Source organism: Bacillus sp. JJ1533 (assembly GCF_036965045.1).
Lineage (GTDB): Bacteria > Bacillota > Bacilli > Bacillales > Bacillaceae_L > Ferdinandcohnia.
Map to the genome: position 1 here is coordinate 60,872 of NZ_JBALOV010000029.1, position 10,627 is coordinate 71,498.

At 38.3% G+C, this 10,627-nt stretch carries 11 protein-coding genes; 2 read left to right on the forward strand and 9 right to left on the reverse strand.

Annotated features, from left to right (window positions below):
• Positions 1–29: 29 nt before the first annotated feature.
• Positions 30–1,916, reverse strand: a complete 1,887-nt coding sequence (locus tag V7138_RS15685) for an ABC-F family ATP-binding cassette domain-containing protein (protein WP_335398986.1) — start codon at positions 1,914–1,916, stop codon at positions 30–32.
• Positions 1,913–2,560 (reverse strand): HD domain-containing protein, encoded by a 648-nt coding sequence (locus V7138_RS15690; RefSeq protein WP_335398987.1) that lies wholly within the window; start codon positions 2,558–2,560, stop codon positions 1,913–1,915. The genes V7138_RS15685 and V7138_RS15690 overlap by 4 nt, the downstream gene beginning before the upstream one ends.
• A gap of 136 nt (positions 2,561–2,696) precedes the next feature.
• Here V7138_RS15690 and V7138_RS15695 point away from each other — a divergent pair, with 136 nt between their 5' ends.
• Positions 2,697–2,942: a hypothetical protein gene (locus V7138_RS15695; protein ID WP_335398989.1), complete on the forward strand. Its 246-nt coding sequence runs from the start codon at positions 2,697–2,699 to the stop codon at positions 2,940–2,942.
• A 5-nt stretch (positions 2,943–2,947) separates the two neighbouring features.
• Here the strand turns inward: V7138_RS15695 and V7138_RS15700 are convergent, their stop codons facing one another.
• The 3 genes from V7138_RS15700 to V7138_RS15710 all read right to left on the reverse strand — a co-directional run bounded on the left by V7138_RS15700 (position 2,948) and on the right by V7138_RS15710 (position 6,132).
• The gene (locus V7138_RS15700) at positions 2,948–3,793 is read right to left on the reverse strand and encodes a DegV family protein (protein WP_335398991.1); all 846 of its coding nucleotides are present in this window, start codon (positions 3,791–3,793) and stop codon (positions 2,948–2,950) included.
• Positions 3,794–3,919: 126 nt separating this feature from the next.
• The gene (locus V7138_RS15705; protein ID WP_335398993.1) at positions 3,920–4,429 is read right to left on the reverse strand and encodes a hypothetical protein; all 510 of its coding nucleotides are present in this window, start codon (positions 4,427–4,429) and stop codon (positions 3,920–3,922) included.
• 14 nt (positions 4,430–4,443) lie between these two features.
• Positions 4,444–6,132 carry a formate--tetrahydrofolate ligase gene (locus tag V7138_RS15710; RefSeq protein WP_335398996.1) on the reverse strand — a complete coding sequence of 563 codons (1,689 nt, stop codon included), beginning with the start codon at positions 6,130–6,132 and terminating at the stop codon, positions 4,444–4,446.
• A 331-nt stretch (positions 6,133–6,463) separates the two neighbouring features.
• Between V7138_RS15710 and metA the strand changes: the two genes are divergently transcribed.
• On the forward strand, positions 6,464–7,369 hold the full coding sequence (gene metA, locus V7138_RS15715) for a homoserine O-acetyltransferase MetA (protein ID WP_335398998.1): 906 nt from the start codon (positions 6,464–6,466) through the stop codon (positions 7,367–7,369).
• Positions 7,370–7,402: 33 nt separating this feature from the next.
• Here the strand turns inward: metA and V7138_RS15720 are convergent, their stop codons facing one another.
• The 4 genes from V7138_RS15720 to V7138_RS15735 form a co-directional block, all read right to left on the reverse strand.
• Complete coding sequence (locus V7138_RS15720) at positions 7,403–8,086, reverse strand: class I SAM-dependent methyltransferase (protein ID WP_335399000.1); 684 nt, start codon at positions 8,084–8,086, stop codon at positions 7,403–7,405.
• A 72-nt stretch (positions 8,087–8,158) separates the two neighbouring features.
• On the reverse strand, positions 8,159–9,220 hold the full coding sequence (locus V7138_RS15725) for an SDR family oxidoreductase (protein ID WP_335399002.1): 1,062 nt from the start codon (positions 9,218–9,220) through the stop codon (positions 8,159–8,161).
• A 147-nt stretch (positions 9,221–9,367) separates the two neighbouring features.
• On the reverse strand, positions 9,368–9,976 hold the full coding sequence (locus tag V7138_RS15730) for a TetR/AcrR family transcriptional regulator (RefSeq protein ID WP_335399004.1): 609 nt from the start codon (positions 9,974–9,976) through the stop codon (positions 9,368–9,370).
• Between the two features lie 243 nt (positions 9,977–10,219).
• On the reverse strand, positions 10,220–10,621 hold the full coding sequence (locus V7138_RS15735; protein WP_335399006.1) for a hypothetical protein: 402 nt from the start codon (positions 10,619–10,621) through the stop codon (positions 10,220–10,222).
• Positions 10,622–10,627 lie beyond the last annotated feature (6 nt).

A 10,627-nucleotide genomic window follows, 5' to 3' on the forward strand; every position in this document is an offset into this window, starting at 1 on the left:
AAGGCCCGGTTCTATACCGGGCCTTTCATCTATTCGTTTACCATTTCTGATAATTCTGCCCATCTTTCAAGTAATTGGTCAAGCACCTCAGTTTCCTTTGCATGGTCATCCATTGCCTGCTGTGCTTTCTGGTAATCACTTCCGGCAGCTTCGATTTCCTTTACAAGTACAGCAACCTTTTCCTCTTGGGCTTCGATTTTTCCTTCAATTTCATCCCATTCTAGTTGATCCTTGTAGGAAAGTTTCTTCCTCTTAGGCTTAGGTTCTTCTTTTGTGAAGGTCTTTTCAATTTTTGCCTTCTGGACAGCTTGTGCAGCTTCTACTGAATTCTTCTCGAGATAATCCGAGTAATCACCAAAATAGGTTGAAATCTTATGCTCTTCTTCAAAAATTAAGAGCTGATCAGTTACCTTATCCAAGAAGTACCGATCATGTGATACTGTGATGACAACACCTGGGAAGTCCTCTAAATAATCCTCTAATACGGTTAAGGTATGGGTATCCAAATCATTTGTCGGCTCATCCAATAATAAAACATTCGGCTCACCCATAATAATTTTCAATAAATACAACCGTCTTCTTTCCCCACCAGATAACTTTCGAATTGGTGTACCATGTGTATGCATAGGAAATAGAAACCGTTCTAGCATTTGGGCTGCTGAAATTATTTTTCCATCGAGTGTATGAATCATTTCGGCAGTTTCTTTAATATACTCAATCATTCGCTTATTAACGTCCATATCCATGCTTTCCTGTGTGTAATATGCAAGCTTTACAGTTTGCCCAATTTCAATTTCGCCCGTATCCACTGGTACTCTTCCGGCAATGACATTTAATAATGTGGATTTCCCGCTTCCGTTTCGACCCACAATTCCAATTCGGTCACCTGGCTTAACAAGCAAGTTCACATCCTTTAAGATTTGCGTTCCATTAAAGCTTTTTGAAACACTTTTTAATTCAATCACCTTTTTACCGAGCCTACTACCACCAACCGAAATATCAAGTGTATCGGTGTTTACAATCTTTTTTGCATTCTCTATTTCATCAAAACGTTGAATACGTGCTTTTTGCTTGGTCGTTCTTGCCTTAGCACCTCGTCGAATCCAAGCAAGTTCACGTCTATATAAATTTTGACGTTTTGATTCAATCGCTTGCTCCTGTTCAATTCGTAGCGCTTTTGCTTCTAAAAAGCTACTATAGTTACCAGTATAGGTATAGAGATTACCTTCATCAAGCTCGATGATACGGTTTGTTACACGGTCTAAAAAGTAACGATCATGGGTGACAACTAATAAGGCACCATTGTATTTAGTAAGATAATCCTCCAGCCATTTGATTGTGTCAAAATCCAAATGGTTTGTTGGCTCATCGAGAATTAACAAATCTGGAACTTCAATTAAACTTTGAGCTAGAGCCACGCGCTTCTTTTGTCCCCCTGATAATTCCATAACATCTTGTGAAAAATCAGTAATTCCTAGTTTTGACAATACTGCTTTTGCATTTGAATTAGCTTCCCATGCATTGGCTGCATCCATTTTTTGTTGTAGGTCATATAGTCTTTCCTGATTTTCAGTGTTCATCGGTTCTTTTTCAATTCGAATCATCGCTTCCTCGTATTCTTTTAATAATCGAAGAAGTGGTGTGCTTCCTTGAAAGACTTGGTCAAGAACGGTATTTCCAATTGAAAAATCAGGTTGCTGTGGTAAATAGCTGATTGTATATCCCTTTGAATGAGTGATTTCCCCATGGTCCGCCTCTTCCACACCTGCAATGATTTTTAATAGCGTAGATTTGCCTGTACCATTGACACCGATGATACCAATTCGTTGATTATCCGTAATGCTAAACGAGATATCCTCAAACAATGTTTTTTCGGCATAGCTTTTTGATAGATTTTCAACTGTTAAAAGCATCATAACTGTCCATTCCATTCTTTATAAAATTGATCAAGAAACGCCGTCATAAAGTCATGGCGTTCTTGAGCTACTTGTTTTGCTGCGTTCGTATTCAGGGTATCTTTTAATTTGAGTAATTTTTCATAAAAGTGATTAACTGCTGTAGATTTGCCGTTTCGATATTCTTCCTTTGTCAAATTTTCACGATATGGAAGATCTGGGTCATACATTAAATCACCATGTGCACCGGCGTAAGCAAAGGTTCGTGCAATGCCAATTGCTCCAATCGCATCTAAACGGTCAGCATCCTGGACAACCTGTCCTTCAATGGTTGTCATTGGAGGTCGGTTTCCACCCTTAAACGACATGGTTGAGATGATTTCGAGTATCTGATCTTGTTCAGATTCGGGTATTTGTAAGGTAAGTAGCCAATCACAAACCTTCTGAAGGCCTTCTTCTTCCGAGTTATTTAATTTTTCATCTGCAACATCATGTAATAATGCTGCCATTTCAACGATGAATAGATTAGCACTTTCTTTTTCACCAATTTGTATTGCAGCCTTTCTGACTCTTTCGATATGCCACCAGTCGTGGCCGCTGCTATCATGCTGCAAAATTTTTTTCACAAAAGTGGTAGTTGCTTCAATGATTTGTTGTTGCTCCATATTATCCTCCGCCGACTTCAATATCGTAACCATTGTATCATAAAACGCCCCAACTAATCTGTCGCGCACCATTAAACCTTTGCATAAAATAAAAAAGCTAGAGGAACTCCAGCTTCGGTGAGAGGTGGTAACAAATATGTATTTTTTAAATCAGTTAAATCGGGAAATTGGAACAGCATGGTATGGACGGCATGTCGTATTGATTACTTGTAATCCCAGTACAAATCAATTTCTGCAGCTTCATAAGAGCCTTCACGCTCCGACGGAGCCACCAAATCCAAATTGTGCAGAAGCAATCTCCCAATTTTTAAGCATTGGTTATAAAATTGCAGCCATTGCTCCCTTATCTCATAATGAGGTGCAATACGTGCTCGTAAAATAAGTTGTTCATTTATTCATCCAGCTGATTCCGATGGTATTTTCACCAGCGTGAACACCAATCGCTACCCCAAGTGGGTAGGCTTCAATTGAAATATGATTAGGTGTAAATCCTCGAATCTGCTCTTTCCATTCCTTTGTTTTGGAATCGTCCAAGCCATATAAAATATAGATTTCATCCATTTGATTGTTCTCAACTGCATCCCTAAGATAACCTAGTATTTTACTCGTTGCCTTATTCTCAGATCGCACCTTTTCTTTAACCGAAAGAGCACCATCGATTATCTGGATGACTGGCTTTATTTGCAGCATACTTCCAAGAAAATATTGAGCGGTGTTCATTCGTCCACTACGATGTAGCTGTTCTAAACTGCCGATAATTACGTATGTTTCTAGTTTCTCGGCTAAATTAACGATAAGTTTTTCAACTTGAGTCGAAGTCCCACCTTCATGAATAAGCTTCATCCCTTCCTTCATTAGCTTTGTCATTGGATAGGTTAGAATTTTTGAATCAATAACCGTAACAGGGATATTTACTAATTCTGCTGCTTGTCGTGCAGATGAAACGGTCCCACTTAATTTTTCTGAAATATGAATAGAGATAATTTCATCATATTTTTCTTCAAGACTATTATATAGTTCCACAAAGCTTCCAATGGAAGGCTGTGATGTCTTAGGTATGGTTTTAGCTGTTTTTAACCGTTCAAAAAATTGGGCAGGTGTAATCGTTACCCCATCAAGATATTCTTCCTCATCAAAAAAGATTGTCATCGGGATAACGTATATATCCTCATGATTCTTAAGCTCTTTATCTAAGAATGCTGTACTATCTGTAACCCATGCGATTTTCCCCATAATTTCGCCTCCTTATAAATCCACTATACCTATTTTACTATATATTAAATAACATTTTTATTAAAAATGAGTAATTATCTGAAAATTTAAATCTTTAGTCTTATAAAAAAGAGGCATGATAGCCCCTTATTTTATCGTATTATGAAGTTGATGAATGGAATCAATGATATAGTCAATCATTTCAAGTAAGTCATCAATATTGTCCTCATGAATTAACCGATGAAAAATAATTTTACTATTGTTTGTAAATTGATTTATTGAACCGTATGGAAACGAGATTTCCTGTTGTATTTCTCTGGTGTCTCCCCAGATAGTGGTAAGTTCTCGCTCGATTGTAGGACAAGCATCCAATGAATCCAATTTGAAAACAAAGCCGATTTCAAGGAAACAACCCGGTTTTTCGTTGGTATTTCTAAGTTCTGAGACCAGATTATCAAGGTCAATTTTTAAATCTATATAGGCATGGATTTCGTTAATCGCTTTGTCTTTAAAGCTAATGTGGTAGTGCCTGCCCATTTTTGCCGTATCGATCTGGTCCTTACGATCAATAATCAGGATTTGTCCTTCTAAGTCCAAATCATAAAGAGCCCCTTCGACGACAACCTTTAAATTTTCAAATACAGTTGGATCAAACATAATTCTACCTACCTTTAAAATAGCCCGACAGCTTTTCCATCTTCGGTTACATCCATGTTGAGTGCAGCTGGTTTTTTCGGAAGTCCTGGCATGGTCATAACTTCACCTGTTAGTGCAACGATAAAGCCAGCACCAATCGATGGTCTGAATTCACGGATAGTAATCGTAAAATCAGTTGGTCGTCCTAGTAAGGTTGGATCATCTGAGAGTGAATATTGGGTTTTCGCCATACAGATTGGTAGATCCCCCCAGCCAAACTTCTCGAAATCAGCTATTTGCTTTTTCGCCTTTGAAGAAAACTCAACATCCTTAGCGCCGTAAACCGTTCTAGCAATCGTTTTTACTTTGTCTTCAATGGAAGCAGATAAATCGTAAATCGGCGAATAATGATTTTTTCCCGTTTCGATGACCTCAAGCAACTTCTCGGCAAGTGCAATTCCACCTTCGCCACCCTTTTCCCAAACTTCAGTTAGAGCAACAGGATACGAATGTTCCTTACACCAAGATTCAATTTTCTCTACTTCTTTTTCCGTATCTGTCACAAATCGATTAATGGCGACTATAAACGGTAGGCCAAAAGCCTGGACCGTTTCAATATGTTTTTGCAAATTCTGTAATCCTTTGGCTAAAGCATCTACATTTTCTTCTTTGAGGTTTTCATTTGCCACACCACCATGCATTTTTAACGCTCGGTTTGTCGCAACAATGACAACCGCCTCAGGCTTAATATCGGCATATCTTGCTTTAATGTCGAGAAATTTCTCAGCACCAAGATCAGCACCAAAACCGCCTTCAGTTAACACATAATCTGCTAATTTCGCCGCCATTTTTGTGGCAATGACAGAGTTACAGCCATGAGCAATATTTGCAAATGGTCCACCATGAATCAAGGCGGGAGTGTGTTCAAGTGTTTGAACTAAATTTGGTTTCAGCGCATCTTTTAACAAAAGGGTTAGTGCCCCTTCTGCACCAAGGTCACTAGCTGTAACCGGTTGTTTATGTATATTATAGGCTACTACAATTTTAGATAATCGTTTCTTCAAATCCTGGATGTCCGTTGCAAGACAGAAAATCGCCATAATTTCGGATGCAACGGTAATATCAAAGCCGTCCTCACGTGGAACACCTTGGGTCGGACCGCCAAGCCCAACAATCACATTTCGAAGAGCACGGTCATTTAAATCCACAACTCGCTTCCAAGTGACACGCCTCACATCAATTTGTAGCTCATTTCCTTGATGAATATGGTTATCAATCAAGGCAGACAATGTATTATTCGCTGTCGTAATCGCATGAAAATCACCGGTAAAATGCAAATTAATTTCTTCCATTGGGATGACCTGTGAATACCCACCACCAGTTGCTCCGCCTTTAATTCCCATTGTTGGACCAAGAGAAGGTTCTCTCATCGCAATCATCGCATTTTTTCCAAGCTTGGCAAGGCCTTGCCCCAATCCAACCGTAACTGTTGACTTTCCTTCACCGGCTGGCGTTGGATTAATGGATGTTACAAGAATGACTTTGCCATCCTTTTTCTTTTCAAGGCGCTTCATCACATCTAATGAAATTTTTGCTTTGTAATGACCATAGGGTTCGACTTCATCATCAAGTAAATCAAGTTTCTGGACTATCTCCTTGATTGGTTTTATTTTAGCCTCTTGAGCAATTTCAATATCGGATTTGTACTTCTTAGGTAATTCCATGCACATGACCCCCTAAAATCTATTCGTCATATTGTTCCTAATCATTTCTATCTTACATTATTCAGTACAAAAGTTGAAAGATAAACCTCAATTTTATAGAGTTTCCTTTACCACTAAAAACGAGTAAAGATTTTTTAATTGATATTCATATATGAATTGTTGTAAAATTTCAATTATAATAGAAAAGCGCAAGCGACTTGATCAGCCCCGAAAAGCATAAGAAAAGCCGGCGAGAAGGATGCCTTTTATCCTTTTTGACGGATTGGCTTATGACCTCGAGGGGCTAGTCGCTGGAGCTAGACATTATACAAGAAGTAGGGGGATGATACGATTGCCGATTAATATACCTCATGACTTACCAGCGAAGGAAGTGTTGGAATCAGAAAATATATTTGTGATGGATGAGGACCGTGCCTATAGTCAGGACATTCGTCCACTTAATATAGTAATCTTAAATATTATGCCTGAAAAAGAACGTACAGAAACTCAGCTCCTTAGACTTCTAGGAAATTCCCCATTGCAGCTGAATATTACGCTTTTATTCCCAGAAACGCATGTTGCAAAAAACACAGGAAAAAATCATCTTGAAAAGTTTTACACTACATTTTCTAAGATTAAGCACAGAAAGTTCGATGGAATGATCATCACAGGGGCACCTATTGAGCACCTTTCTTTCGAGGATGTGAATTATTGGGATGAACTCAAAGAAATCATGGAGTGGACGAAAACAAATGTAACTTCGACCTTACATATTTGCTGGGGCGCACAAGCAGGACTCTTTTACCATTATGGAGTCAAAAAGTATCCTCTCCCTGAAAAATGTACAGGCGTGTTTCACCATCGCGTTGTAAATAAGGATATGAAACTTGTTCGAGGCTTTGATGATTTCTATTTTGTACCGCATTCCAGATTTACGGAGGTAACACTCGATGAAATTGAAAATACGGAAGGTTTAACATTGTTATCCGTTTCCGATGAGGCGGGTGTGTGTCTAGTTTCCTCAAATGATGGAAAACATATTTTCCTAACAGGACACCCTGAATATGATGTCAATACATTAAAAGAGGAATTTGAACGTGATCTTGCAAAAGGAAAGAGGATTATCCCTGTTAATTATTTTCCTAATAATGACCCAGCTAATCCACCAGTACACAGCTGGAGATCGCATTCATATTTGCTGTTTGCAAACTGGCTCAATTATTATGTGTATCAAGAAACACCGTATGACTGGGAATAGACAAAAGGTATCTCGCAACCGAGATACCTCTTTTTATTTCTCTTTTCTTAACATAAAAACCCACATAAAGGATAATGCCTGTTTTAGCTCCCTTGGCAGCCCCTTTGTCCATTCTTTGTTTACAGCATCTTTATATACTGGTTGACCATCTTCTACCGTCCAGCCATTTTCTGAAACCAGTTGTTCAAATTCCCATGGCATCATCGTGTTTTGGATGACTTTTTTACCATATAGTCGTGGATACGCATTTTGCCTAGGACCTGCTGTAGGTCCCAATAATCCTGCACAAAAAATACCACCTGGTTTTGTCACTCTCTTAATTTCATTAATTGCCTTCAAGGGCACCTCTGTCCACTCAATCGAGTTGATAGCCATTACGCCTGAAAAGGTGTCATTTTCAAAAGGGAGAGCAGTCAAATCACCTTGTCTAAATGATAAGCCACAAGATCGGCTTCGTTTATTTGCTTTTTCAATCATATCAGCAGAAATATCAACACCTACCACCTGAAAGCCATGCTCTGCAAGTAAAAATGACCCATATCCATCACCACAGCCTGCATCTAAAATAAATGCGTCGTTCTCTAGGTATTGTGAAAAAAACGGAATAATCGTTGACCTGCTCCCTGAATTCCACATTGCTTGGCTTTGCTTGCTCCAAAAATCTGCACGACCATTCCATTGTTTTTCCGCTTCTTCATGCCATTTGAAATCAGTCATCCTGTTCACCCTCTCCAATATCTACCAAATATTATAACAATAAAAAACAATGAGACACCAGCCTCATTGTGATTACGTAATATGAATTTTTTTATCTGGGTCATTACGATGTTGTTTATAATACGTCACGATATTGCCGACATAGTCTTTGAAATCAGGACAGCTTAATCCTCCCTTTTCGAGCGCTTTTTTCGCATCCCTTGCATCATATTGCGAGGGACAACGAAAATATTCAACCGCCTCCTTCTCTACCCCTAAGAATTTCCTCACAAAAGAAAGAGAAAGCCCTAGCTCCACCAGTTTAGGAGAAATCGTCCAAGTTGGCTTTTTGCCAAGTAATTCCTCACAGATCATCCGATATAAATCCCGTGCTTGATGTGGATTTGGATCTGTAAGATGAAAGGTTTTCCTTTTTGCGTCATCTGCCCCTGATAAATAAACCGTAGCATGAATCAGATAATCATACGGAACAACATTAAATAACACATCCCCCTTTCCTAGGTAAGGAATAGGCAAATACCGGATCCTGTCTAATATCCTCATAATAAAATAGGGTCCATCAAATTTCGAGGTCTCACCAGATTTAGAGTTTCCTACAGTAATGCCCGGTCGGATAATGGTATAGGGAATGTCCCTTAGCTCCTGAACAAGTACCTCTGCCTTATATTTTGTTTCTTCATAATGATTTTTAAATTGCTGACCCATCTGAAGTTCCGTTTCCTTAATTAGACCCGTACGGTTTCCTGATACATATGCAGTGCTGAAGTACACATATCTTTCCAGGTTCGGAAGCGTTTGTACGAACTGATTGATATTCTTTGTTCCCTCGACATTTACTTTTTCTGCAATCGGTTGTGGGACCGCCAAATCATATATAGCTGCTAGATGAAAGACATGAGTTATTTTTTCACGAAGCATATGGCTATTATCCTTTGAAAAACCTAGTGATTCCTCGGTGATGTCCCCTATTTGCACTTCAACATGGTTTAAACCTTTGATTCTGTCATTTGCTAATTCAACTTGACTTGGAAGAACCAATAATACAAAACGGGCATCTTCGTATTTTTGTAACAATGCATGTAATAGTCTGGATGCTAAAAAGCCTGGAAACCCAGTCAATAAAAAATGCTTCATACTTTCACTCCTTTCAAAATAAAGCTAGGGACAAAACTGCCTTACAGATATTCTTTTAAATTATACTCTCGTAAAAGCGCCTCAAGTTTAATAGCTTTGCCAATATCACCTTTTGAGTACGAACTCGTATCCATTATGCAAAAAAACTTATTCCTGCATCCCAAGGTTTACGAATGCAGAAATCACAATGCGGTTAAGTAAACGAGAAATTTCTTCAAAATGGAGGTCTTCTTCTTTCGTATCAAAAAAGAACTGCATAATGACTTCATTGATTGCACCGACCATCGCCTGAGCTACAATTTTCACCTCATTTTGTGTAACAGTGATTGGAAGCTCTGTTTCAACAGTTTGCAGGATGATGTTCGCGAACACCTGGTGTGACCGCTTCCTCACTAATTCAACATTACGAGACACCCCAACTGATTCAACTAATAAAATTTGGGCAACATGTTTATTTTCAAAGCAGACTTGAATATAACGATTAATCCCTGCAAATGCCTTGTATGACATTCTTTCTTCCTGTATAATCGCGAGTCTTACCTCCTCGGCCATTTCATCGCCTAACTGTTCAAACAAGGCTACCATCAGTTCCTCTTTACTTTTAAAATGCTGATAATAGGTTGTTTTCGAAACCCTTGCCATCTCCACAATTTCAAGCACAGATGTCTTTTGGTATCCCGCTTCAGTAAAAAGCTTTAGTCCTGCAAATAATAGTTTTTCTCTTGCCTCAATTGGCATTTCTGTAACAAATAACAAATTTGATCCATCCATTCATGTACGTGTACGTATCAGTATTTCTTCTTTCAATTATACAATTTGATAAAATATGATTCAAATCATTTTTTAGAAAACTCAATCATTGGTACAATAACCATATTTTCATTTTCGAATCTCCCACTTTATAGTATTTAAAAAATAGCCTTAAGAAGACCAACAAAGATTGATCTTCTAAGGCCAATACAAGCTTATTCCTCGATAAGGATCAAGTAAATAGTTTTGCTAAAATCCCCACCTAGGACTCTTATGTTGCCAGATTTTATCTAACTCTTCTACTTTCACAACCTTCTCCCAAACCCCAGGTTCTATAAATGAAAATTGGTTGTTTTTACAAAAGTCTTGATCTCCGTGAAAAATAACGATTTCTCCAGCTTCGTTTATTCTTGCTACGCCAACTTCCTTCCCTTTATAAATGGCTTTGGTTGTTAAGTTGTAACCATCGTCTGCTTCGTGTAGGTCGATGTTTTTTAAGAAGATAGAATCATTATTATCATATTTTGTAAATCCTTTTTTTAAATCCTCTTGATTATGGGAAACTAATACAAGCTTATCGATTTGATAATCAAAATATGCTTGATACTCTATTCCTTTGTATAATGCATAATCTCCATCTTTTTCTTTCATACTTAC

Excerpts from the sequence above, each read along its gene's own strand:
- V7138_RS15695 (WP_335398989.1), top strand. The coding sequence starts at position 2,697 with ATGTATTTTTTAAATCAGTTAAATCGGGAAATTGGAACAGCATGGTAT.
- V7138_RS15700 (WP_335398991.1), bottom strand. The coding sequence starts at position 3,793 with ATGGGGAAAATCGCATGGGTTACAGATAGTACAGCATTCTTAGATAAA.
- V7138_RS15720 (WP_335399000.1), bottom strand. The coding sequence starts at position 8,086 with ATGACTGATTTCAAATGGCATGAAGAAGCGGAAAAACAATGGAATGGT.
- V7138_RS15725 (WP_335399002.1), bottom strand. The coding sequence starts at position 9,220 with ATGAAGCATTTTTTATTGACTGGGTTTCCAGGCTTTTTAGCATCCAGA.
- V7138_RS15685 (WP_335398986.1), bottom strand. The coding sequence starts at position 1,916 with ATGATGCTTTTAACAGTTGAAAATCTATCAAAAAGCTATGCCGAAAAA.
- V7138_RS15705 (WP_335398993.1), bottom strand. The coding sequence starts at position 4,429 with ATGTTTGATCCAACTGTATTTGAAAATTTAAAGGTTGTCGTCGAAGGG.
- V7138_RS15690 (WP_335398987.1), bottom strand. The coding sequence starts at position 2,560 with ATGGAGCAACAACAAATCATTGAAGCAACTACCACTTTTGTGAAAAAA.
- V7138_RS15710 (WP_335398996.1), bottom strand. The coding sequence starts at position 6,132 with ATGGAATTACCTAAGAAGTACAAATCCGATATTGAAATTGCTCAAGAG.
- V7138_RS15735 (WP_335399006.1), bottom strand. The coding sequence starts at position 10,621 with ATGAAAGAAAAAGATGGAGATTATGCATTATACAAAGGAATAGAGTAT.